This window comes from Micromonospora chalcea, assembly GCF_002926165.1.
GTDB lineage: Bacteria > Actinomycetota > Actinomycetes > Mycobacteriales > Micromonosporaceae > Micromonospora > Micromonospora chalcea.
Genome location: NZ_MAGP01000114.1, coordinates 37,857 through 60,861, shown reverse-complemented (window position 1 = coordinate 60,861; position 23,005 = coordinate 37,857). Strand labels below are relative to the sequence as shown.

Annotated in this window: 23 protein-coding genes; 15 read left to right on the top strand and 8 right to left on the bottom strand. The window is 74.8% G+C overall.

The annotated features are described in order from the left end of the window. Positions 1 to 196 precede the first annotated feature (196 nt). Genes BAW75_RS16360 through BAW75_RS16320 form a run of 10 tightly spaced genes read left to right on the top strand, consistent with a single transcriptional unit; the run spans position 197 to position 8,629 of the window. Positions 197 to 955, top strand: coding sequence for a CIS tube protein (locus BAW75_RS16360; protein WP_104114127.1), 759 nt, complete (start codon positions 197 to 199; stop codon positions 953 to 955). A gap of 49 nt (positions 956 to 1,004) precedes the next feature. After that, positions 1,005 to 2,222, top strand: coding sequence for a contractile injection system protein, VgrG/Pvc8 family (locus BAW75_RS16355; protein ID WP_244206136.1), 1,218 nt, complete (start codon positions 1,005 to 1,007; stop codon positions 2,220 to 2,222). A gap of 12 nt (positions 2,223 to 2,234) precedes the next feature. Then, positions 2,235 to 2,576 (top strand): hypothetical protein, encoded by a 342-nt coding sequence (locus BAW75_RS32920; RefSeq protein WP_244206135.1) that lies wholly within the window; start codon positions 2,235 to 2,237, stop codon positions 2,574 to 2,576. Next, positions 2,576 to 2,914, top strand: coding sequence for a hypothetical protein (locus BAW75_RS16350; protein WP_064445743.1), 339 nt, complete (start codon positions 2,576 to 2,578; stop codon positions 2,912 to 2,914). Before BAW75_RS32920 ends, BAW75_RS16350 begins: the two co-directional genes overlap by 1 nt. Then, positions 2,911 to 3,351 (top strand): GPW/gp25 family protein, encoded by a 441-nt coding sequence (locus BAW75_RS16345; protein ID WP_104114126.1) that lies wholly within the window; start codon positions 2,911 to 2,913, stop codon positions 3,349 to 3,351. Before BAW75_RS16350 ends, BAW75_RS16345 begins: the two co-directional genes overlap by 4 nt. After that, positions 3,348 to 5,969, top strand: coding sequence for a putative baseplate assembly protein (locus BAW75_RS16340; RefSeq protein WP_104114125.1), 2,622 nt, complete (start codon positions 3,348 to 3,350; stop codon positions 5,967 to 5,969). Before BAW75_RS16345 ends, BAW75_RS16340 begins: the two co-directional genes overlap by 4 nt. Continuing rightward, the gene (locus BAW75_RS16335; RefSeq protein WP_104114124.1) at positions 5,950 to 6,456 is read left to right on the top strand and encodes a phage tail protein; all 507 of its coding nucleotides are present in this window, start codon (positions 5,950 to 5,952) and stop codon (positions 6,454 to 6,456) included. Before BAW75_RS16340 ends, BAW75_RS16335 begins: the two co-directional genes overlap by 20 nt. Continuing rightward, positions 6,453 to 7,373 (top strand): carbohydrate-binding protein, encoded by a 921-nt coding sequence (locus BAW75_RS16330; RefSeq protein ID WP_104114123.1) that lies wholly within the window; start codon positions 6,453 to 6,455, stop codon positions 7,371 to 7,373. The genes BAW75_RS16335 and BAW75_RS16330 overlap by 4 nt, the downstream gene beginning before the upstream one ends. Continuing rightward, a complete protein-coding gene (locus BAW75_RS32345) occupies positions 7,370 to 7,846 on the top strand; it encodes a hypothetical protein (RefSeq protein WP_104114122.1) in 477 nt (158 codons plus the stop codon). Before BAW75_RS16330 ends, BAW75_RS32345 begins: the two co-directional genes overlap by 4 nt. An 18-nt stretch (positions 7,847 to 7,864) precedes the next feature. Further along, complete coding sequence (locus BAW75_RS16320; protein WP_104114121.1) at positions 7,865 to 8,629, top strand: hypothetical protein; 765 nt, start codon at positions 7,865 to 7,867, stop codon at positions 8,627 to 8,629. On the opposite strand, the gene BAW75_RS16315 is transcribed toward BAW75_RS16320, so the two are convergent. The 8 genes from BAW75_RS16315 to BAW75_RS16280 all read right to left on the bottom strand — a co-directional run bounded on the left by BAW75_RS16315 (position 8,622) and on the right by BAW75_RS16280 (position 16,012). Continuing rightward, positions 8,622 to 9,236 (bottom strand): bifunctional 4-hydroxy-2-oxoglutarate aldolase/2-dehydro-3-deoxy-phosphogluconate aldolase, encoded by a 615-nt coding sequence (locus BAW75_RS16315; protein WP_104114120.1) that lies wholly within the window; start codon positions 9,234 to 9,236, stop codon positions 8,622 to 8,624. The genes BAW75_RS16320 and BAW75_RS16315 overlap by 8 nt on opposite strands. Further along, positions 9,233 to 10,183, bottom strand: a complete 951-nt coding sequence (locus tag BAW75_RS16310; protein WP_244206134.1) for a sugar kinase — start codon at positions 10,181 to 10,183, stop codon at positions 9,233 to 9,235. The genes BAW75_RS16315 and BAW75_RS16310 overlap by 4 nt, the downstream gene beginning before the upstream one ends. A gap of 29 nt (positions 10,184 to 10,212) precedes the next feature. Continuing rightward, entirely contained in the window at positions 10,213 to 11,055 is an 843-nt protein-coding gene (locus BAW75_RS16305) for a DUF6807 domain-containing protein (protein WP_104114118.1), read from the bottom strand. Further along, complete coding sequence (locus tag BAW75_RS16300; RefSeq protein WP_104114117.1) at positions 11,052 to 11,660, bottom strand: hypothetical protein; 609 nt, start codon at positions 11,658 to 11,660, stop codon at positions 11,052 to 11,054. Before BAW75_RS16300 ends, BAW75_RS16305 begins: the two co-directional genes overlap by 4 nt. Next, positions 11,657 to 12,526, bottom strand: coding sequence for a carbohydrate ABC transporter permease (locus BAW75_RS16295; protein ID WP_104114116.1), 870 nt, complete (start codon positions 12,524 to 12,526; stop codon positions 11,657 to 11,659). The genes BAW75_RS16300 and BAW75_RS16295 overlap by 4 nt, the downstream gene beginning before the upstream one ends. Beyond that, entirely contained in the window at positions 12,523 to 13,503 is a 981-nt protein-coding gene (locus BAW75_RS16290) for a carbohydrate ABC transporter permease (RefSeq protein WP_064445732.1), read from the bottom strand. Before BAW75_RS16290 ends, BAW75_RS16295 begins: the two co-directional genes overlap by 4 nt. Before the next feature lie 21 nt (positions 13,504 to 13,524). Then, on the bottom strand, positions 13,525 to 14,868 hold the full coding sequence (locus BAW75_RS16285) for an ABC transporter substrate-binding protein (protein WP_043323559.1): 1,344 nt from the start codon (positions 14,866 to 14,868) through the stop codon (positions 13,525 to 13,527). 97 nt (positions 14,869 to 14,965) lie between these two features. Next, positions 14,966 to 16,012, bottom strand: coding sequence for a LacI family DNA-binding transcriptional regulator (locus tag BAW75_RS16280; RefSeq protein WP_104114115.1), 1,047 nt, complete (start codon positions 16,010 to 16,012; stop codon positions 14,966 to 14,968). 241 nt (positions 16,013 to 16,253) lie between these two features. On the opposite strand from BAW75_RS16280, the gene BAW75_RS16275 reads away from it, so the two are divergent. The 5 genes from BAW75_RS16275 to BAW75_RS16255 are packed head-to-tail and all read left to right on the top strand — an operon-like array spanning position 16,254 to position 22,998. Continuing rightward, on the top strand, positions 16,254 to 17,582 hold the full coding sequence (locus tag BAW75_RS16275; RefSeq protein WP_104114114.1) for a Gfo/Idh/MocA family protein: 1,329 nt from the start codon (positions 16,254 to 16,256) through the stop codon (positions 17,580 to 17,582). Positions 17,583 to 17,599: 17 nt separating this feature from the next. After that, on the top strand, positions 17,600 to 19,033 hold the full coding sequence (uxaC, locus tag BAW75_RS16270; protein ID WP_104114113.1) for a glucuronate isomerase: 1,434 nt from the start codon (positions 17,600 to 17,602) through the stop codon (positions 19,031 to 19,033). Beyond that, positions 19,030 to 20,331 carry an enolase C-terminal domain-like protein gene (locus BAW75_RS16265; protein ID WP_104114112.1) on the top strand — a complete coding sequence of 434 codons (1,302 nt, stop codon included), beginning with the start codon at positions 19,030 to 19,032 and terminating at the stop codon, positions 20,329 to 20,331. Before uxaC ends, BAW75_RS16265 begins: the two co-directional genes overlap by 4 nt. After that, on the top strand, positions 20,322 to 21,806 hold the full coding sequence (locus tag BAW75_RS16260; protein WP_104114111.1) for a mannitol dehydrogenase family protein: 1,485 nt from the start codon (positions 20,322 to 20,324) through the stop codon (positions 21,804 to 21,806). Before BAW75_RS16265 ends, BAW75_RS16260 begins: the two co-directional genes overlap by 10 nt. 25 nt (positions 21,807 to 21,831) lie before the next feature. After that, positions 21,832 to 22,998: a Gfo/Idh/MocA family protein gene (locus BAW75_RS16255; protein WP_104114110.1), complete on the top strand. Its 1,167-nt coding sequence runs from the start codon at positions 21,832 to 21,834 to the stop codon at positions 22,996 to 22,998. The last annotated feature ends 7 nt before the right edge of the window (positions 22,999 to 23,005 follow it).

The window sequence follows — 23,005 nt, the reverse complement described above, 5'->3', positions numbered from 1 at the left end:
GCAGCCCGTGGCCGGCCCTGCCGGACGGTTCCGACCCGACCCGCACGACGGGCCAGGTGGCGACCGGGATGGCCGAGGGCGGCGGGACGCACGCTGATCCGTGGCCGGCGCTCCCGGCCGAACCGGCGTGGCCTGCCCCGCAGCCCACGCGGTGGAGCGACACGGCCCGGCTGGACCGGGAACAGGCGGGTGACTGATGGAGCGCGTGGCCTTCCTCGTGGACGAGTCCGGCACCCGGGTCGACTGCCTGCTCAACCCGGAGACCGTGCAGGTGACCCGGCTGGCCGGGGTACGCCCGCGCGGCGGACCGGACGGGCCGCTGACCGGCGCCGGGCTGGCCGACGACCCGCTGGTCTTCACCGGCGGCGGGCGTACCGAACTGGTCCTGGACCTGCTCTTCGACGTCGACTTCGTGGAGTCGCCGGCCCGGCCCGAGGACGTCCGCGCGCTGACCCGGCCGCTGTGGATGCTGGCGGAGAACTCGGCGGTCGAGCACGGCTGGCTACGCCCGCCGCTGGTCCGCCTGGTCTGGGGCAAGACCTGGAACGTCCCGGGCGTGATCACCGCGATCGCGGAACGCTTCGACGCGTTCACCCTCACCGGTACGCCCCGGCGCTCCTGGCTGCGGCTGAAGCTGGTCCGCGTCGCCGAGGGCGCGGAGGCGGCGCGCGCCGGGTTCGAGGAGGAACTGGCCACGGCGAGCACACCCGCTGTCGCGCCCGGGTCCGCGGTGGTCGCCGCCGCCGACGGCGCGGCCGAGCCGGGCTGGTCCGGGGTGCGCTTCGACCTGCTCGCCCACGACGCGCTGGGCTCGCCGCTGCGCTGGCGGCTGCTCGCCGAGCACAACCGGATCACCGACCCGCTCACCGTGCCCGCCGGCACCGCGCTCGCCGTCCCGCCGGTCGGCGCCGCCACCGTTCCGCCGGACGCCGTCACCACGGGAGGCACCCCGTGACCCGCCACGCGACCAGCCCGGCGCGGCGAGCGGCCGCCGGGGGTGCGCCGTGAGCCGGGCCGCCCTGGTCACGGTCGACGGGCGACCGCTGGCCGATCCGGCCCGGCTGCGCGGCATCCGCGTCGCCGCCCGCCTCGACCGCCCGGCACAGTGCGAGCTGACCCTCGCCGCCGCCCCCGGCGCGGGTCCGCTCGACCCGCCGGTACGCCCCGGCGCCACGGTCGAGGTCCGCCTCGACGGGCAGGCGGAGGCGCTGTTCACCGGCGAGGTGACAGCAGTCGAGCGGGAGTACGCCGGTGACGGCGCCGCGCTGGCCCGGATCCGGGCGTACGACCCGCTGCACCGGCTGCGCAAGCGGCAGGAGCTGCGCGTGTTCGAGTCGGTGACCGCCGCCGAGCTGGCCGCCGACCTGTGTGCCGGGCTGGGGTTGAGCGTGGCGGCCGAGGACGACGGGCCGCGCCTGGACCGGCTGCTCCAGCACCGGCACACCGACCTGGATCTGCTGTGCGAGGTGGCCGGTCGCGCCGGGCTGCACCTCGGCGTGGACGGTGACCGGTTGCGGCTGTGCACGCTGGCCGGGTACGGGGAGCCGCTGCCGTTGACGCTCGGCGAGACGGTGCACGCGCTGCGGATCACCGAGAACCTGGACCGGGCGGGCGCGGAGTGCGCAGTGCTCGGCTGGCACCCGCAGCGCGCCGAGCCGCTGAGCCAGCGCGCGGACGAGGCGCGCAGCGGGCGGCGCATCCCGCTGCGCCCGGACCCGGGCGACGTGGGCGCGGACGGCGTGCGTACCGCTGTGGACCAGCCGGGCCGCAGCGACGACGAGCTGGCCGCGCTGGCCCGAGCCGGGCTGGACGCCCGGGTGGCGGCGCTGGTCACCGCCGAGGGCACCGCGGAGGGCGACCCGGCGCTGCGGCCGGGCCGGCGAATCGCGCTGGCCGGCGTCCCCGAGCCGCTGGCCGGGGTGTACGTGCTCACCGAGGTGGTGCACACGGTGGACGCCGACGGGCACCTGACCCGGTTCTCCACGGCGCCGCCCGGCCCGCCGCCGTCGGCCGCGCCCCCGGCGGCGACTGTCACGCTCGGCACCGTCACCGACGTCGACGACCCGGACGGGCTGGGCCGGGCCCGGGTGACGCTGCCCGCGTACGGCGATCTGGACGCCGGCTGGCTCGCGGTGCTCTGCCCGGGCGCGGGCCGGGGCAAGGGGATCGTCGCGCTGCCCGACCCGGACGACACCGTGCTGGTGGCGCTGCCCGGCGGGTAGCCGGCCTCGGGCGTGGTGCTCGGTTCGCTGTTCGGCGCGGTCCAGCCGTACGACACCGGGATCGTGTCCGGCCGCTCGCGCCGCTGGTCGATGCGAACCGGCACCGGGCAGTCCATCGTGATCGACGACGACGGGCGCACGCTGCGGCTGGCCACCGACGCGGGCAGCTTCGTCGAGCTGCGTCCCGAGCTGACCACCGTGCACGCCGCCGGTGACCTGGTGCTCTCCGCGCCCGGCCGGGCCGTCGTGGTACGCGGCCGCACCGTCGACTTCCTGCACGCCCCGGCGGCCGAGGACGCCGAGCCGGGCGCCGCGCAGGCCCGTACGCTCGCCCGTTCCGCCGGAGGTGGCTGATGCGCTGGATCCACCGCGACTCGCTGATCACCTGCGGGCACGACGGGCGGGTGAGCAACCGCCCGTCCCAGCAGTGGGTGACGGTCCAGGCCGTGCCGGTGCTGATCCGCCCCGACCCGGAGGGGCGCGACATCACCGCCTGCCCCAACTACGGCCCGACGATCAAACCGTGCCTGCACACGCTGACCGTGACAGTGGGTTACAGCACGTGGGTGCGGGTGGACCGGCAGCCGGTGGTGCTGTCGCACCTGGACGGTCTGACCGACGGCACCCCGCCGGGCACCGTGCACCACCAGGTCCGCGACGTGCGGCAGAGCTTCCTGGGGGCGGACGCATGAGGGCCTTCCGCTTCGTCGGCGCCGGCTTCGACGCCGGCCGCGCCGGTGGTCTCGCGCTCACCGCCGCAGGCTCGCTCGCCATGACCGACGGCGACGAGACGGTACGCCAGGCGCTGTACCTGCTGTTGTCCACCACGCCCGGGGAGCGGCTGATGCGTCCCGGGTACGGGTCGCGGCTGCACCGGCTCGTCTTCGCGCCGAACGACGACACCACCGCCGGGCTGGCGATCCACTACGTGCGGCAGGCGATCCGGCGCTGGGAGCCCCGGGTCGAGGTGCTCGACGTGGCCGGCGTCCCCGACCCGGACGACCCGTGGCGCCTGGTGATCCGGCTCGACTACCGGGTGCGGGCCAGCCTCTCCCCCGGGCACCTGGTGTTCTCCGTCGACCTGCTGCCCGCCGACGAGGAAACCGGAGACGAGGAGGGCACGTCATGACGCTGCCGGTGCCGCACCTGGACGACCGCGCCTTCCTCGACCTGGTCACCGAGGCGCGGGAACGCATCGCCCGGTCCTGCCCGGACTGGACCGACCTGTCCGCGCACGACCCGGGCATGGCGCTGGTGGAGGCGTTCGCGTACCTGACCGAGGTGATGATCTACCGGCTGAACCAGTTGCCGGAGAAGGCGTACGTGGCGTTCCTGAACCTGCTCGGCGTCACCCGGCATCCACCGGCGGCGGCCTGGGCGGACGTGCGACTGACCCGTACCGGCCCGGACCACGGCCCGGTGCGGGTGCCGGCCGGCACCCGGGTCGCCGCGGCCCGCGGCGCGGACCCCCGGCCGGTCGTCTTCGTGACCACCGAACCGGCGGTGCTGCCCGCCGGGGAGACCACGACGACGGTACGTGTGCACCACTGCGAGCCGGTCGAGGCGGAGCTGCTGGGCACCGGCACCGGGCAGCCCGGTCAGGTGTTGCGGGCCGGCCGTGCGCCGCTGACCCGTACCACCGAGGCGCTTGATCTGCTGCTCGGGGTGGAGGTGCCGGCCGGTTCGGTGGAGCTGGGCGCGGCCGCCCGCGAGCACGAGGGGCGCACGTACGAGATCTGGCGGCCGGTGGACAGCTTCGCCGGTGTCGGCCCGCAGGCGAAGGTCTACCTGGTGGACCGGGCCTCCGGGGTGGTCACGTTCGCCCCGGCGCTGGACCTGCGCCCGGACGGTGGCGCCCCGGCCATCGAGGGGGCGGCCGGGGCGACCACTGTGGCGGCGGTGCCGCCGGCCGGGCGGCAGGTGCGGCTCTGGTACCGCTGCGGCGGCGGACCGGCCGGGAACGTCGCGGCGGGCGTGCTGACCAGCCTGCGCGACCCGCTGCCGGGGGTGCGGGTGGACAACCCGGAGCCGGCCACCGGTGGGCGGGAACTGGAGTCGCTGGAGTCGGTGCTGGCGCGCGGGCCGTACGAGTTCTTCGCCCAGCAGCGCGCGGTGACCGCCCGGGACTTCGAGATCCTGGCCACCGGCTCCGGGGCGGTGGCGCGGGCGCGGGCGTTCACCCGGGCCGCCGTCTACAGCTTCGCCCGGCCCGGCGAGGTCGAGGTGGTGCTGGTGCCGTACGTGCCGGAGGCGGCCCGTCCCGGCGGCCGGCTGCCGGTGGCGGTGCTGCGCGAGCACGAGGTGGAGGAGGCCCGCCGCCGGGTCGAGGCCGACCTGGAACGCCGCCGTGCCCTGGGTACGGCGGTGCGGGCGGGCTGGGCCCGGTACAAGGCGGTGTCGATCAGGGCCCGGGTGGTGGTGCGCCGCGAGGAGGACGTGGACGCGGTACGCCGCCGCATCCACGACCGGCTGCACCAGACGCTCAGCCCGCTGCCCACGCCGCTGAACCCGGCCGGCTGGGCGTTCGGCGAGCCGCTGCGCGCCTCGAACGTGTATCGGATGCTGGAGCACGCCGAGCCGGGCGTGCGCTACGTCGAGTCGGTGCGGTTCGTGGTCGACGAGGCGCCCGACGCGCAGGTACGGACGGTGGCGGTGGACCAGTACCAGGCCGACACCTGGTACGCCGGCGGCGGGCCGGTGCTGTTCCGCTCCACCAACGCGGGGGCGGGCTGGGAACCGGCCGGCCGGTTCGACGACGAGACAGTGGTGCGGGTGGTGCCCGCGCCCGCCCCGGTACGCCCCGGCGTGGTCCCCCGGGCCGGTTCGGTGGCGGTGGTGACCACCCGCGACGCCGGAGGTTCCCGAGTCCGGCTGAGCACCGACCTGGGCGAGACGTGGACGCTGCTGACCGACCTCGACTCCGGCGTACGCGATCTGGCCTGGATCGACCGGGACGGCACCGGCGCGCTGCTGCTGGCCACCGACGCGGGCCTGTACGAGGTGCCGCTGCTACCCGGCGCGGTGCCGTTGCAGATCCTGGTCGACCCGGCCGACGCGGACCGGGGCTTCTACGCGGTGCGCGCGTTCGTCTCCGAGCGCGGCGCACCAGGGGTGGCGGTGGCCGCGCAGGCCGGATTCGGCGTCTACCTGTCCACATCCGCCGGACGGCCCGGCACGTTCGCCCACGTCGGCCTCGCCAACGTCGACAACCGGATCCTCGCCGTCCAGTACGACGGCCCGGCCACGCTGCTGTGGTGCGGCGCGGGCGAGCCGGACCCGAAGAAGCCCGGCCAGGGCTGCCACCGCACCCGGCTGTTCGAGTCGGACGTGAAGTGGCAGTCGATGGCGTCCGGCTGGATCGGCGGCACCTGCCGCGACCTGGCGTTCAGCGGCCCGCTCGCGCTGGCCGCGACGCAGAGCGGCGGCGTGGTCCGCCTGGACACGCTCGCCGGGCAGCCGCAGTGGTCGCCCGTGATGGTCAACTGCGGCCTGCCGCTGCGGGACCGGACCCGGTTCGTCCCGGTCGACGCCATCGCCGCCACCGCGCCCACCGGCACCTCCGGCGCCGGGCGGCTGGTACTCGCCGGCGGCGAGCGCGGCGTGTTCCGCAGCGGCGACGGCGAGGACTGGACGGCGAGCGCCAACCAGGCCACCGCCGACGTGGTCACCGTCCCCGGCACCTGGCTGCTCTGCTCCGGCGAGCACGACATCGAGGTGGTGCGGCAGGATGCGCCGAGCGGCGATTGAGCGGCTGCTGCCGGCCGCCTACCAGCGGGCCGCCGGCCCGGGCAGCGTGCTGGGCGCGCTGCTGGACGTGATGGAGGCGCTGCACGCCCCGGACGAGGCGGTGCTCGCCGACGTCGACGCGCTGTTCGGGCCGTACCGGACGCCGGACGGGTTCGTGGCGTACCTGACCCGCTGGGTGGCGATGGACCACGTGGTCGCCGCGCCCCGCGCCGACGCGCCGCTGCCGTTGCCGGCGGGCCGGCTGCGGGACCTGGTGGCGCACGGCGCGCTGCTGGCCCGGTGGCGCGGCACCCCGTACGGCATGCGGACCGCGCTGGAGCTGGCCACCGGCGTGACCGGGTTCGTGCTGGACGAGCCGCCGGACCGGCCGTTCCACCTCGTGGTGCGGGTGCCACCGGCCGCCGCCGGTTTCTCGGCCTCGACGATGCGCGCGGTCGGCCGGGCGCACGTACCCCTGCCCCACGATCCGCCCGAGGAGCCGTCATGACCACCGAATGGACAGTCGTCGCCGCCGCCGAACAGTTCACCCTGGACGCCCGCAACGCCGGTGAGCTGACGTTCACCGTGTCGAACCCGGGCACCGCGCCGGACACCGTCGTCTTCGACGTCGCGCCCGGCGAGGGCAGCCAGCGGGCCTGGTTCACCGTGGCCGAGCCGCAGCGGGTGGTGCCCGGGCAGGGCTCGGTGTCGTTCCTGGTACGCCTGGCCGTGCCGCCCGGCACGCCGCCCCGGCGCTACGACATGACCGGGTTCGCGTACTCGGCGAACACCGCGCCGGAGGAGAGTTCCCGCTCCAGCGGCCGGGTCACGTACGACGTGCGGGCCGTCGTACCCCCGAAGCGCGCGCCGTGGCCGTGGATCGCGGCCGCCGCGGCGCTGGTGCTGGTCGTGGCCGGGGTGGTGGCCTGGCTGGTGACCCGCGGACCGGACACCCCCGCGCCGCCGCAGGCCGACGCGGTGACCGTGGAGGCGGAGACGCTGGTCTCCGGCGCGACGGTGCAGTCCACCACCGGCGCGAAGGCGGACGTGGTGGCGCAAAAGAACTGCTGCGACGTGGTGTGGTCCGGCGACGCCCAGCTGTTCTTCCTGGGCCGGGGCGTCGGCGACCGGGTCACCGTGCAGGTGGATCTGCCGTCCGACGGCACCTGGCGGTTCTCCACCGTGCGGACCACGTCGTTCGACTACGCGAACACGATCTGGCTGGTCGACGGCCGGCAGGTCGGCGACACGTTCTTCGGGTTCACCCCGACGGTGGTCCGCACCGACGAGGTGGACGTGGGGACCCTGGAGCTGACCCGCGGCCCGCACAAGCTGACGCTCGTGGCGGTGAGCAAGACGCAGGGCACCGACAGGTACTTCGCGGGCGTGGACGAGATCCGCTTCACGCCCGTCGTCCGGCCATGACCACCAGGCAGAAGGTGCTGCTGGTGGCGGTGGCAGTGCTGCTGGTGGCGCTGTACGTGGTGGCGGTGGCCGGACGCCGCGACGACAGGGGCGACCCGGCGGCCGGGCCGGGCGCGCTGGCCCGGCTGGGACGCGGGTCCGGGACGGTCGACCCGGCGACGGTGGCGGTGAACTGCCTGCCGCCGGCCGCGGAACCGGCCACCACCGCCGACGGGGTGACGCTCACCTTCGGCACGGTGTGCCGGCTGCGGGTGGCCGACCCGGGCGCGCTGCGCACGCTGGTGCTGCGCGGCACGACGCCGTTCGAGGTGACAGCCCGCGCGCCGGGCGACGCGGACGTGACGGTCACCGACGAGGTCGCCCCGGACGCGGACGGCCCGGCGGCGGCGAAGGTGGCGGTGGACCGGGAGACCGAGGTGCTCCTGCGGTGTCCGGGAGGTGGCGGATGTTCGGTCACGCTGGCCCGGTCCTGACCGGGACGGAGACGCGGCATGGGTGAGTTGCGCAAGCCGTTCCTGCTGCTGGCGTTGCTCGCGGTGGCGCTCGTGGTCGGCGTGGAGCTGGGCGCGGCGGCGCTGACCGGCGGCGGCGACGCGAGCGGCGCGCTGCGGGACAGCGCCGGGCAGCTCGGCGTCGAGCTGGGCGACGTCGGCGCGGTGTCCGAGCCGTCCGGGCGCGGCATCGGCTACCTCGCGCTGATCGACGTGGTGGCGCTCTGGACGACCGGGCTGTTCTGCCTGAGCCTGGTGCTGCCGGACCGGGTGCAGGGCCGGGTGCAGGGCGTGGCCACGCTCGTCTTCTCGATCGTGCTGCTGCTGGTGTCGCTGGTCCTGCTGATCGTCGCGTTCGTCGAGCTGACGGTGATGGTGTCGCTGTTCCTGGCGCCGCCGTTCGGCACGCTGGCGTACCTGGCGGTGTGGGGGTTCTTCCCGGTCGGCGACGCGGCGGTGCTGCTCGGGCTGGCGCTGCTGCTCAAACTGGTCTGGGCCGGGCTGCTGCTCGCCGCCCAGCCCCGGTTCCTGCGCAACAAGGGCCTCGTCGCGCTGGTGCTGACCACGCTGCTGTGCACAGTGGTGCTGCAGTTCCTGCACGGCCTGGTGCCGGTGATCCTGGTCAGCATCCTGGACGACCTGGGCGCCGTGGTGTTCGCGGTGGTGGCGCTGATCTGGGCGCTGGTGCTGCTGATCGGGTCGATCCCGGCGATCGTGAAGGCGATCCGGACCACCGCCACCACGTCCGGTCGTACCGTCACGTGACCGCGCCGCCGGCCGCGAGCGTGGCCAGGCGCGGCAGTTGCTCAGGGTCGGTGAGCGCCGACCCGACCGCCACCACGCGCGCCCCGGCGGCGAGGAAGTCACCCGCGTTGCCGGCGTCGACGCCGCCGGTGGCCACGAACCGGGCCTCCGGCAGCGGCCCGGCGACCGCCCGGAACCAGGCCGGGCCGAGGCTGACCGCCGGGAACGCCTTGAGCCACACCAGGCCGTGGTCGAGCGCCCGCTGCGCCTCGGTCGGGGTGGCCACGCCGGGCAGGTGCGGCACGCCGAGACCGGCCGCCGCGTCGGCCACCGCCAGATCCAGGCCCGGCGCCACTGTGAACGCCGCCCCGGCGGCCACCGCGTCGCGGACCTGCTCGGGGGTACGCACGGTGCCCGCGCCGACGATCCGGTCCCGCCGCCGCCCGGCCGTCACGGCGGCGCGCAGCGCCGGCACCGCTTCCGGGGTACGGATGGGCACCTCCACCACGGCGATGCCGAGATCCCAGGCCAGTTCCGCCAGCCGGACCGTCTCGTCGGCAGGCAGGTCGCGCAGGATCACCATCACCCGCGCGTCGCCGAACAGTGCCTCGAAGTCGTGCCCGCTCATCTCCCACTCCCTCCCCTGACCTGCGCGGTCCACATCGTCTCCGGCAGCGCCAGCGCCCGCGCGATCGTCTCCGGATCAGGCGGCGGCGCGGTGTCGCCCGGCACGACCAGCACCGGCGCGGCGGTCAGGTGCCCCAGCCGCAGACAGGCGCGCAGGTCCAGGCCGCGCAGCAGCCCGGACAGGAACCCGGCGGCGAACGCGTCACCCGCGCCGACCGGCTCCACCACGTCCACCGGCAGCGCCGGCACGAACACCGCCGGCCCGGTACGCGGCAGCGCCGTCGCGCCGACCGGCCCGTCCTTGACCACCACCAGTTCCGGGCCGGGCAGCAGGGCACGAACGTCGGCCGGATCGTCCGCAGCCCACAGTCCGGCCGCCTCGTCCAGCCCGACCAGCACCACGTCGGCGCGGTCGGCCAGGCCGTGCAGGACCGGGGCGGCCCGGTCGGCGGGCCAGAGCGCCGGGCGGTGGTTCACGTCGAAGCTCACCCGTGCGCCCGGCAGCGCGCGCCCGGCCAGCGCGGACCCGAGCAGGTCACGGCAGGTGCCGGAGAGCGCCGCGGTGATCCCGGACAGGTGCAGCAGGCGTGCCCCGGCCAGCCCGGGACTCGCGAGGTCGGCGGCGCCGAGGCGGCTCGCGGCCGACCCGGCGCGGTGGTAGTGCACGCGGGTGCCGACCGGGGTCGGATCCTTCAGGTAGAGCCCGGTCGGCGCGTCCGGATCCACGGTGACCAGGCTGACGTCCACGCGCGCGGCGGCGACCTCGGCCACCACCCGCCGCCCGAACGGGTCGTCGCCGACCCGGCTGACCCACGCCGCACGGTGCCCGAGCCGGGCCAGCCCGGCCGCCACGTTCGACTCCGCGCCGCCCACGCCGACGGTCAGCCGCGCGGCCTGCTCCAGCGACCCGCCGTCGTCAGGGGCGAGCACCACCATCGTCTCGCCCACGCAGACCACCTCCGGCCCGCCCGCCGGGCTCACGGCGTCACCCCCAGGCGGGCCGACACGTCGTCCGGGTCCAGGTGGCCGTCGGCGACCAGCACCCGGTGCCGGTTGTGCCGGGGCCGGCTGGCCGCGACCACCGCCGGGGTGTCGAACGCGTACGCGACGCAGACGCCCGGGTACATCGCGGTGCGCACGAACCACCTGTCACCCGGCCCCAGACCGGTGAACACCAGCGTGTACGCGCCACCGCCGGGCGCGGAGGCGGACAACGCCAGCCAGGGCGCGGCCGAGCCGTTCACCGCCTCCTCGCCCACCGCCTCGGCGGTGCGCACCCGCGCTTCCCCGTCGGCCACGGCCCGCCAGAAGAATCCGCCGTAACCGGCGCCGCCCGGGCGGCCGTTCGTGGCCGGGCTGCCCAGGTGCACGTCGGCGCCGGTGGCGGAGGCGAGCGTGGCGGACAGGTCCAGCCACCAGGCGTCCTCCCCGGCCGGGGTGGCGGTGATCCGCCGGTGCTCGCGCAGCAGCACCCGGCCGTGCCGGTCCCGCCATTCCAGGTCGTGGTCGAGCCGGTCGGCTGCCCGCTCCCGCCAGCCGGTGTGCGCGATGACGCCGTGGTCGTCACGCCAGGTGTAGCCGGTGCCGCGCACGTACGTCCGGCCGCCCCACAGGTTGACGCCGTCCACGTCCTGCACGGCCAGTGACGCGCCGAGGTGCCAGACGTGGTCGGCCGGAAGCGCGTCGGTGACCGGCGTGCCGGCCCGGGTCCGCACCGGATGCAGGTACGGCCGGGGCCCGTGGCGCGGGTCCAGCTCCGGCCGGATCAGGTACCGGGCCACCTCGGCGCCGTCCACCACCAGCCGGGGTTCGGCGGTCACGTCGGGTCCGGGGCGGGGACCGGGCGGCGGGCGTCGAGCGCGTGCAGCGCCGCGAGGGCGTACCCGCCGAGGATCGGCACCGCGACCGGCGTGACCAGCACGCCCAGCAGCACCGCGAGGGCACAGATGCCGGAGGCGGCGGCCCACACGCCGGGGCGCTGCGGGCAGGTGCGGGCCACGTCACGCGCCGCCGTCCGCCAGCCCCGGCCGCCGGTGCGCCCGACCGCGACGGTGACCAGGCCCGCGTACCCGAGCAGGACCGCGACCACGACGGCGGTGAGCGCGAGCGCGGGCCCGCCGCCGGGTACCCGGCCGGTGGTGAGCGCGACCAGGTCGGCGGTGAGCAGCGCGACGGCGGCCAGGGCGACGGCGCTGACCGCCAGCCCGGCGGGCAGCGCGCGGCCGAACCGGGCCAGGCTGGTCCGCGCGTCGGGCCAGGAACCGGTGACCGACCTGTCGTGCAGCGCGGCACTGGCGGTGGCGAGCGCCGGGGCGAGCGTGAGGACGGGAAGCGCGGCCAGCGCCACGGCGAAGCCGAGCAGCGCCAGGTCGGTCGCCTCGCGCGCCGTGTCCCGCCAGTCGCCACGGGCAGGCACGGCGGTCATCCCTTCAGCCCGCTGGTGTTGATGCCCTCGACGAGCATCCGCTGGAAGGCCAGGAAGAACAGGAACACCGGCAGCAGCGACAGCACCGACATGGCGAACATCGGGCCGACGGCGCTCTGGCTCGTCGAGTCGATGAACAGCGTCAGCGCCACCGGGACCGTGTAGTCCTCCAGGCTGGACAGGAACACCAACTGGCGGAAGAAGTCGTTCCAGGTCCAGATGAACGAGAAGATCGCGGTGGTGACCAGCGCCGGGCGGCTCAGCGGCAGGATGACGTGCCGGAACACGCCGTACGGGGACGCGCCGTCGATGGTGGCCGCCTCGTCCAGCTCGCGCGGGATGCCGCGCATGAACTGCACCATGAGGAAGACGAAGAACGCCTCGGTGGCCAGGAACTGCGGCACCAGCAGCGGCAGGTACGGCCAGTCGCCGCCGACCAGTCCGAGGCTGCGGAACAGGATGTACTGCGGCACGATCAGCACGTGCCCGGGCAGCAGCAGCGTGCCGATCATCACGGTGAACCACAGCTTGCGCAGCCGGAACCGCAGCCGGCCCAGGGCGTACGCGGCGAGCAGGCAGGACAGCGCGTTGCCGACGACGGTGAGGCCGCTGACCAGCACGCTGTTGAGGAAGAACCGGCCGAAGCTGATGTCGAAGTTGGTCCAGCCGTCGACGTAGTTGCCGGGGGTGAACACCTCCGGCAGCAGGCCGACGTTGTTGACGATCTCGGCCTGCGACTTGACCGAGGTGCCGAGCATCCAGAACAGCGGGTAGAGCACCACCGCGACGATCGCCACGAGCACGACCAGCCGCAGGACGTTGCGGCCACTGCCCGGCCGGCGGCGGGCGACAGGGAGCGCCGTCATGAGTCGTCTCCGTCCGAGTAGTGCACCCAGAACCGGCCGGTGCTGAAGAAGACGGCGGTGACCACGCCGATCGCCACCAGGAACACCCACGCCATCGCCGACGCGTAGCCCATCTCCAGGTCGGTGAAGCCGGAGATGTAGAGCTTCAGCGTGTACATCAGGGTGGAGTCGACCGGGCCGCCGGTGCCGTTGCTGAGCACGAACGCGGCGGTGAAGCCCTGGAAGCCGTTGATGGTCTCCAGCACCAGGTTGAAGAAGATCACCGGGGAGAGCATGGGCAGGGTGACCGCGCGGAAGCGCCGCCACGCCCCGGCGCCGTCCACCGCCGCCGCCTCGTACAGCTCGGTGGGCACCTGCTTGAGCCCGGCCAGGAAGATCACCATGGGCGCGCCGAACTGCCAGATCGCCAGCACCATCAGCGTCTCCAGCGCCCAGTCCGGGTCGCTGACCCAGGGCAGCCCCTCGACGCCGAACAGGGCGAGGAACGAGTTGAACGCGCCGTCCCGGTTGAACATGTTGACCCAGACGATGGCCAGCGCGACGCTGCCGCCGAGGAGCGACGGCAGGTAGAACAGGCTGCGGAACAGCCCGACGCCGCGCCAGGCCCGGTTGAGCAGCAGCGCCACGCCGAGCGCGGCGGCCAGCTTCAGCGGCACCGCGATCAGCGCGAACGTCAGCGTGACCCGCACCGCGTGCCAGTACGACGGGTCGGCGGTGAACATCCGCTCGTAGTTGGCCAGCCCCACCCACCGCACCTCGGACAGCGGCGTGAGGATGTCGTAGTCGGTGAAGCTCAGCCAGAGCGAGAGCAGCATGGGGATCGCCGTGACGCCCATCAGTCCGATGAGCCAGGGCGAGAGGAAGACGTACCCCGCCAGGCCCTCGCCGAGCCGGGCCCGGCCGGCCCGACGCCGCGTGGGGCGAGGGCCGGCCGGTCCGGTGCGCGGGGTCCGGCCGGGCGCCGTGGTGACAGCCACGGGACCGGTCCTTTCGTGGGGTCAGGCGATCGCGGACTTGCAGGCGGTGACGAACTGCTCGGCCGCCTGAGCCGGGGTGGCGCGGCCGTACTGGGCGTTCTCGGCGGCCTTGACCAGCTCGGACTTGACCTTGCTGTGCCCCTTGATCGGCACCTGGGGCGAGGCGCCGAACTTCTGCGCCAGGTCGGACTCGACCTGGATGGACTGCTTCATGGCCGGGTCGGTGGCGGTCTCGCTGACCTTGGCGCGCAGATCCATGTTCGACGGCAGACCACGGTCGGTGCCGAGCAGCGCCACCGCCTCCGGGTCGTTGTTCAGGAAGTTGATCACGTCGACGGCGACGTCCTTGTGCTTGCTGCCCTTGAACACCGACCAGTACATCGAGGCGCGCGCCCACTGCCCGCTCGGGTCACCCGGGTACGCGACCACGCCCAGCTCGTCCTTGGTGTTCTTCTTCAGGTCCGGCATCTGGTTGACCCAGACCCAGGAGGTGGCCGACTTGCCGGTGACCACCAGCTGCTTGGTGATGTCGCTGGAGTTGCCCTCGTGGATGACGTCAGGCTTCGGGGTGGCGCCCCGGTCCCGCGCGCCCTTCCACAGCTCGAACCACTTCGTCACGTCCTCGGCGGTGAAGCCGAGCTCCTTGCCGTTGTACAGGTCCTTGCCCTGCTGGCGCAGCCACACCCAGAGCGCCTTGTAGTCGGCGCTCGGGTCCTGGGTGCCGGGCACCTTCGTCTTCTTCGCCACCTGCTCGGCCCAGGCGATGTGCTCCTCCCAGCTCATCCCGGTGGTCGGCTCGGGCAGCCCGTTCTTTTGCAGCAGCGTCTTGTTGTAGACCAGGCCCTGGGTGTTCTCCCCGGCGGCCACCCCGGCGAGCTTGCCGTCGACCACGCCGTACTCCAGCAGGCTCTTGGGGAACTTCGACACGTCGAGCTTGCCGGAGTCCTGGTAGCTGCCCAGGTCGAGCGTGGTGCTGCGGCCGGCGTACTCGGCCAGGTAGTTGTCGTCGATCTGGAACAGGTCCGGCGGGTTGCCGCCGGCGGTGAGCGTGGCGAGCTTGTCGAAGTAGCCCTGGTTGGCCTGCCAGGTCTTCTCGAACGTCACGTCCGGGTGCTTCTTGGTGTAGAGGGCCAGGGCGTCCTCGGTGAGCTTGGCCCGGGCCTCACCGCCCCACCAGAAGACGGAGAGTTTGACCGGGCCGCCGTCGCCGCCGGCGTCGTCGTCGCCGCAGCCGGCCGCGCCCAGGGCGAGGGGCACGGCGAGCGCGACGGCGGCCAGGCCGCGCACGAGTCGGCGTCGGGTCAGAGGGGTACGGTGATGCCGCCCGGCGGGTGCGCCGGCGGTGGGGGACGTTGCGGGGTGCATCTGCGCTCACTCCTCGGCTGTGGGAGGCGACGACGTCACCGGCGGCCGTCCACGGGCCGCCCGGGTCCGCAGTGCTGTGCGGGCCCGGGCCACCTGCTCAGGCCCCGGTGCCGTCCCGGCCGGGCGCGGGGACGGGCCCGGTCGAGTCGCGGACGACCAGTTCGGTCTGGAGCATTACCTGTGCGGTGGTGCGACGGTCGCCGGCCGCCGCGCCCCGGCCCCGGGCGCCGCGTGGCGCGTCGGAGTCGAGTTGCAGCAGCATGTCGACGGCCGTCCGGCCGGCGGCCGCGGTCGGCGTGGCCACCGTCGTCAACTTGGGGCGGGTGATGCTGCTCAGCGCGATGTCGTCGACGCCGACCACGCTCACGTCGTGCGGCACCCGCGTCCCGAGCGCGTCCAGCCCTTCGATCAGGCCGATCGCCATCAGGTCGTTGTAGGCCAGCACGGCGGTGACGCCGCTGCGGCGCACCTGTTCGGCCAGGGCGCCGCCGCCGGTCTCGGTGGGCTGGTTGGGTCCGAGGACGGTCAGCTCCGCTGAACCGCTGCGGGCGGCGGCGGTCGCGGCGCGGCGCATCTCCCGGGCGGTCCAGGAGCCGCGTGGGCCGCCGAGCAGCGCGATCCGGCGGTGGCCGAGCCCGAGCAGGTGCTCGATCGCGGCCCGGGCGCCCTGCCCGACGTCCATCATCACGCAGGGCAGGCCGGCGACCTGGCGGTTTATCACCACCACCGGGACCTCGCGGCTGACCTGCTCGATCAGGCTGTTGCTCATCCGGGGGCTGCACAGCAGCACGCCGTCGACCTGCTTGGCCAGCGCGTGGACCAGGTCCTCCTCGGCGACCGGGTCCTCGTTGGTGTCGGCCACGAACACGTGGTAGTCGCGGTGCCGGGCCTGCCCCTCCGCCGCCTTGATCAGCGGCGGGAAGAACGGGTTGGCGATGTCGGCCACGATCAGGCCGATGTTGTGCGTACGGCCGGTGATGAGGGCCCGGGCGGCCCGGTTGGGCCGGTAGCCGAGGTCCTCCGCGCAGGCCAGCACCCGGACCCGGGTCTCCGGGTTGACCAGGTGCGGGGCCGAGAACGTACGGGACACGGTGGAGATGTGCACACCGGAGGCGCGGGCGACGTCCCGGATGGTGGCTGGCACGGCGGGCTCCCTCGTCCGATGTGGTGGGGGTCACGGGTGCCGCCCATTAATGCAAACGGTTGCGCCCGTGTCAACGGTCCATTGTTGCGGCTCGATTGCGGCGACGGTCCCGGTGGGCGCGCGAAACCTCATCAATGTGGATGGATAGGGCGGCTTGGCCGTCATCCGTTGACGACGTATCCATCGTCGTGGTTTCTTCGGCTGCAAACCTTTGCAGCCGACTGCCGGGGAGGCCGACGTCATGTCACCACCGGCCCGGGAACGGGTCCGCCACGCCCTGGTCGGCGCCGGGGCGCGCGCCGAGATGTTCGTCCGCGCCCTGGCGCTCGACCACGCCGACACCGCCGAGCTGGTCGCGTTCGCCGACGTCAACCAGAGGAGGATGGACGCGCACAACCGCTGGCTGGCCGAGCTGGGCCGGTCGCCGGTGCCCACGTACGCCGCCACCGACTTCACCACCATGCTCGCCAAGGAACGCGTCGACGTGGCGCTGGTGACCAGCGTGGACGCCACCCACGACGAGTACGTGACGGCGGCGCTGCGCGCCGGCTGCGACGTGATCGTCGAGAAGCCCATGACGGTCGACGCGGAACGGTGCCGGCGCATCCTGGACGCGGTCGCCGAGACCGGCCGCCGCGTCACGGTCGCGTTCAACTACCGCTACAACCCGCTGCACGAGCAGGTCCGGCGGCTGCTCGCCGACGGCGCGGTGGGCGAGATCGGGTCGGTGCACTTCGAGTGGCTGCTCGACGTGCGCCACGGCGCCGACTACTTCCGCCGCTGGCACCGCGACAAGTCCGTCTCCGGCGGGCTGCTGGTGCACAAGTCCGGCCACCACTTCGACCTGGTCAACTGGTGGCTGGACGCGCGCCCGATCGAGGTGCACGCGTACGGCAGGTTGTTCTTCTACGGCGCCCACGGCCGCCGGCACGGCTACGCCCGCGACTACGACCGCGCGCACGGCTCCCCCGCCGCCGACGGCGACCCGTTCGCGCCGCGCCTGGCCGACCACCCGCGACTGCGCGAGCTGTACCTCGACGCCGAGGCCGAGGACGGCTACCACCGCGACCGCAACGTCTTCGCCCCCGGCGTGACCATCGAGGACGACCTCGCGGTGCTCGCCCGCTACGACACCGGCGCGACCATGACCTACCACCTGACCGCGTACGCCCCCTGGGAGGGCTACCGGGTGATGGTCAACGGCAGCCGGGGCCGCCTGGAGCTGGAGGTGACCGAGAGCGACCACGTCAGCCCGGCCGTCGCCGGAGCACTCAAGGGCGCGGCGCTGCACGGCGACGAGGCGGCGGTGGAGCAGGGCGCGGCCCGGCTCACGCTGCGCCCGTTCTGGGCGCCACCGGTCCAGATCCCGGTCGACGGCTGGACCCGGCGCGGACACGGCGGCGCGGACACCCGGATGACCCGGGTGCTGCTCGGCGGGGAACCCGACCCGCTCGGCCGGGCCGCCACCGCCCGCGACGGCGCGCTCGCGCTGCTCACCGGCCTGGCCGCCAACCGCTCGCTGGAGACCGGCGCGCCCGCCCGGGTCGCCGACCTGCTCACCCTGCCCTGACCGAGGAGCCCGCCCCCGTGCCGATCATCTCCCCCAGCGATCTGCTGCTGCCCGCCGAGCCCGGCCTGCGTGCCCTGGCCCGCGAGCTGTACGCGCTCGCCGCGCAGCAGCCGATCATCTCCCCGCACGGGCACGTCGACCCCGGGCTGCTGGCCGAGGACCAGCCGTTCCCCGACCCGGCCCGGCTGCTCGTCGTACCCGACCACTACCTGACCCGGATGCTGCTCAGCCAGGGCGTACCCCCGGCCGACCTGGGCGTGCCCAGCGTCGACGGCAGCCCGGTGGAGACCGACGGGCGGACCATCTGGCGGCGATTGGCCGCGCACTGGCACCTGTTCCGCGGCACCCCGTCCCGCCTGTGGCTGGAGCAGACGTTCCGCAACGTGTTCGACGTCGACACGCCGCTGGGCCCGGCCACCGCCGACACCGTCTACGACGCGCTCGCGGCGCGCCTGGCCGAACCGGGGTTCCGGCCCCGGGCGCTGTTCGAGCGCTTCGGCATCGAGGTGCTCGCCACCACCGAGTCGCCGCTGGACGACCTGGGCCGGCACGCCAAGCTCGCCGCCGACGGCTGGGGCGGGCCGGGCGGGCGGGTGGTCACCACGTTCCGCCCCGACGACGTGGTGGACATGGAGTTCGGCAACTGGGCGGCAAACGTGGACCGGCTCGCCGAGGTCTCCGGCGAGGACACCGGCACGTACGCCGGATACCTGGCCGCGCTGCGGGCCCGGCGGGAGGCGTTCGCCGCCGCCGGGGCCACCTCCACCGACCACGGGCACCCGACCGCCCGTACCCTCGATCTCAGTCCGGCGCAGGCCGAGGCCCTGTTCGACAGGGGCCGGCGCGGCCTGGCCGACACGGGCGACGCGGAGGCGTTCCGGGCGCACATGCTGCTGGAGTTCGCCCGGATGTCGCTCGACGACGGCCTGGTCATGCAGCTGCACCCCGGTGCGGTGCGCAACCACAACCGGTGGCTGCACGCCCGGCACGGCCGCGACGTCGGCGGGGACGTGCCGCAGGCCACCGAGTACGTGCACGCTCTCGCGCCGCTGCTGGACGCGCACGGCAACGACCCGCGGCTCACAGTGGTGCTCTACACGCTCGACGAGGACACGTTCACCAGGGAACTCGCCCCCCTGGCCGGCGGCTACGCGGCGCTGCGCCTCGGCGCGCCCTGGTGGTTCCTGGACTCCCCCGAGGTGCTGCGCCGGTTCCGCGAGGCGGTCACCGAGACGGCCGGCTTCTACAACACCGCCGGGTTCGTCGACGACACCCGCGCGTTCTGCTCCATCCCGGTACGCCACGACGTGGCCCGCCGGGTCGACGCCGGATTCCTCGCCCGCCTCGTCGCCGAGCACCGGATGACCGGGGACGAGGCCGCCGAGACGATCGTCGACCTGGCGTACCGGCTGCCGAAGCAGGTCTTCAAGTTCGGAGGTGGGCCTTCATGACCAGGATCGTCGACGTCGAGGTGCACGACGTGCGCTTCCCCACCGCCGCCAGCGGCGACGGCTCGGACGCGATCAACAGGGGCGACTACTCGGCCACGTACGTGGAGCTGACCACCGACGGCGGGCCGACCGGCACCGGGTTCACGTTCACCAACGGGCGGGGCAACGAGATCACCTGCGCGGCGGTCCGCGCGCTCGCCCACCACGTGCGGGGACGCACCGTCGCCGAGATCGCCGCCGAACCCGTCGCGTTCTGGCGCTCCCTGGCCGCCGACGTGCAGCTGCGCTGGCTGGGCCCGGAGAAGGGCGTGATCCACATGGCCACCGGCGCGCTCGTCAACGCGGTCTGGGACCTGCGCGCCAAGCTCGCCGGCAAGCCGATGTGGCGCTTCCTCGCCGAGATGCCCACCGACGAGCTGGTCGCGACTGTCGACTTCCACCACATCACCGACGCGCTCACCCCGGACGAGGCGGCGGCCATCCTCGACAAGGGACGCGACGGCCTGGCCGACCGGCTCGCCGGGCTGGAACGCGACGGGTTCCCCTCGTACACCACGTCGGTGGGCTGGCTCGGCTACCCGGACGAGCAGGTGCGCGCGCTGACCCGCGACGCGTACGCCGCCGGCTGGCGCGCGATGAAGATGAAGGTCGGCGGGCGGATCGAGGACGACCTGCGGCGGGCCCGGATCATCAGGGCCGAGATCGGCCCGGACGCGCTGCTGATGATGGACGCCAACCAGGTGTGGGACGTGGACGAGGCGATCGCCGCGATGGGCGTGCTCGCCGAGGTCGGCCCGTACTGGATCGAGGAGCCCACGCACGCCGACGACGTGCTCGGCCACGCCCGGATCGCCCGCGCGGTCACCGAGCTGACCGGCGGACGCTGCCGGGTCGCCACCGGCGAGGTCGCCGCCAACAAGGTCATCTTCAAGCAGCTGCTCCAGGCCGAGGCGATCGGCGTGATGCAGATCGACGCCTGCCGCGTCGGCGGCGTGGACGAGGTGCTCGCCGAACTGCTGCTGGCCGCGAAATTCGGCGTGCCGGTCTGCCCGCACGCGGGCGGCGTGGGCCTGTGCGAGTACGTGCAGCACCTCGCGATCTTCGACCACCTGCGCGTCGGCACGAGCCTGGACGGCCGCATGGTCGAGTACGTCGACCACCTGCACGAGCACTTCACCGACCCGGTCCGCACCCGGGGCGGGCGCTACCTGGTGCCCACCGTGCCCGGCTACAGCTCCACCATGCGCCCGGAGTCGATCGCGCGGTTCCGCTTCCCGGACGGCCCGGCATGGCGCTGACCCCCGACCCGCTCGGCCTGGCCACGCTACGCCACCTGCCGCCGGAGTCCCGGCCGCTGCTGCGCCCCGGCACCGTGCCGGCCGGCATCGTCCACCTCGGCGTCGGCGCGTTCCACCGCGCCCACCAGGCGGTGCACACCGAGGCGGCGGTCGGCGCGGCCGGCGGCGACTGGGGCATCATCGGCGTCGCGCCGCGCAGCACCGACGTGGTCGACGCCCTGGCCGCGCAGGACTGCCTGTTCAGCGTCACCACGCTCGCCCCCGACGCCGCGGCCACCCGGGTGGTCGGCGCGCTCGCCGGGGTACGGCACGCCGCGAGTGACCCGGACGCGGTGGTCGGCCTGCTCGCCGACCCGGCGATCCGGGTGGTCACGCTGACGGTGACCGAGAAGGCGTACCGGCTCGACCCGGTGACCGCAGCGCTGACGGTGGACGCGGACCTGACCGCCGACCTCACCACCGGCCGTCCCCCGCGTACCGTGCCCGGTCTGCTGGTGCGCGGGCTGCTCGCCCGCGCCGCCGCCGACGCCGGGCCGATCGCGCTGGTGAGCTGCGACAACCTGCCCGCCAACGGACGCCGTCTGCGCGGGCTGGTGGAGCAGTGCCTCGCGCTGGCCCGGGTGCCGGACGCGAGCGCCGAACGGGTGCTCACCGCCGTCACCTGCCCCGGCACCATGGTCGACCGGATCGTGCCGGCCGCCACCGACGAGACCCGGGACACCGCGCGCCGGGCGCTGGGCGTGACCGACCTGGCGGCCATCGCCGCCGAACCGTGGTCGCAGTGGGTGATCGAGGACGACTTCCCCGGCGGCCGACCGGCCTGGGAGCGGTCCGGCGCGGTGCTCACCGACGACGCCGGCCCGTGGGAGCGGCTGAAACTGCGGGCCCTCAACGGCGTGCACTCGGCCACCGCGTACCTGGCGGCGCTGGCCGGCGCGGAGACGGTGGCCGAGGCGCTGACGCTGCCGCACCTGGAGGCGGTGCTGCGGCGGCTGGTCGCCGAGGACATCACGCCGAGCTTCACCCCGCCGGCCGGCGTCGACGTGAGCGCCTACGGCGAGCAGGTGCTCGCTCGCTTCGCCAACCCCGCGATCCGGTACCGGACGACGCAGGTCGCCATGGACGGCTCGCAGAAGCTGCCGCAGCGGGTGCTGCACACCGTCGCCGACCTGCGGGCGGCCGGCCGGTCGGCGCGGTGGAGCGCGCTCGTGGTGGCGGCCTGGCTGCGGTTCCTGCTCGGGTACGCCGACGACGGCCGGCCGCTGCCGCTGGACGACCCGCTCGCCGACCGGCTGCGCGCCGCCCTCGCCGCCGGAGCGCACACCCCGGCCGGGGTGGTGGACGCGGTCTTCGCGCTGCGCGAGGTGTTCCCGCCCGACCTGGCCGCCGACGACGAGTTCCGCGCCGACGTGACCGGCTGGCTCACCGCGCTGGAACGCCACGGCGTCCGGGCCACGCTGGCGGACGCCCGGTGACCGGGAGCACGCCGGGCGGCGCCCGGTGAGCGCCGGCGGGCCGCCACGGGTGGCGTTGATCGGGGCGAACGGGCACGGCCGCTGGCACCGCCGGACCATCGCGGAGCTGCACGCGGCCGGGCGGGCGCGCCTGGTCGCGCTGGTCGACGTGCGGCCGCTGGATGCCGAACCGGACGCGCCGGTCCCGCCGGAGGCGGCCGTTTTCACCGACCACCGGGCCATGCTCGCCGAGTCCCGGCCCGACGTGGTGGTGATCTGCACGCCGCCGCACACCCACCTGCCGATCGCGCTCGACGCGCTCGCCGCCGGGGCGGACCTACTGCTGGAGAAGCCGCCGGTGCTCGACCTCGCCGAACACCTGACGCTCACCGCCGCCGCGGACGCCGCCGGCCGGGCCGTGCAGGTCAACTTCCAGGCGCTCGGCTCGGCCGCGCTGACCGAACTGACCGGCGCGCTCGGGCGGCTCGGCCCGGTCACCGGCATCGCCACACTCGCCGCCTGGCAACGCCCGGACGCCTACTACGCCCGCTCCCCCTGGGCCGGGCGACGCACCGTCGACGGCCGCCCGGCGCTGGACGGAGCGCTCGCCAACCCGCTCGCCCACGCGCTCATGCAGTGCCTCGCCGTCGCCGAATCGGTCACCGGCGCACCCGTCCGCCCCGCCCGGATCGCCGTGGAGCGCTACCGGGTCCGCCCGATCGAGGTGGACGACAGCACAGTGCTGCGGCTGACCCCGCACGCCGGGCCGCCCGTGCTGGCCGCGCTGGCGCTGGCCGCCGAGGAACACGTACCCGGGGAGGTGCTGGTCACCGGTGAGCGGGGCCGGGCGGTGCTGGAGTACCCCACCGACCGGCTGCGGCTACCCGGCGACGACACGCCACGCCCGGTGCCCGGCCGCCGGGGGCTGCTGGCGAACCTGCTCGACCACAGCGCGGACGGCACGCCGCTGATCGCGCCGCTGGCGCGTACCGAACCGTTCACCGCGGTGCTGGACGCGCTGCGGGACGCGCCCGTTCCGACGCTGCTCGACGGGGACCTGGTGCGCGTGGCGGGCGACGGCCCGCAGCGGGTGCGGATGGTGCGGGGCGTCGGCGCGGTGCTGCGGACCGCCGCGCAGACCGGCGCGCTGCCGTCCGAGGCGGACGTGCCGTGGGCGGTCACGCCGTACGTGGTGGACCTGCCCGCGCAGTGAATGTCCC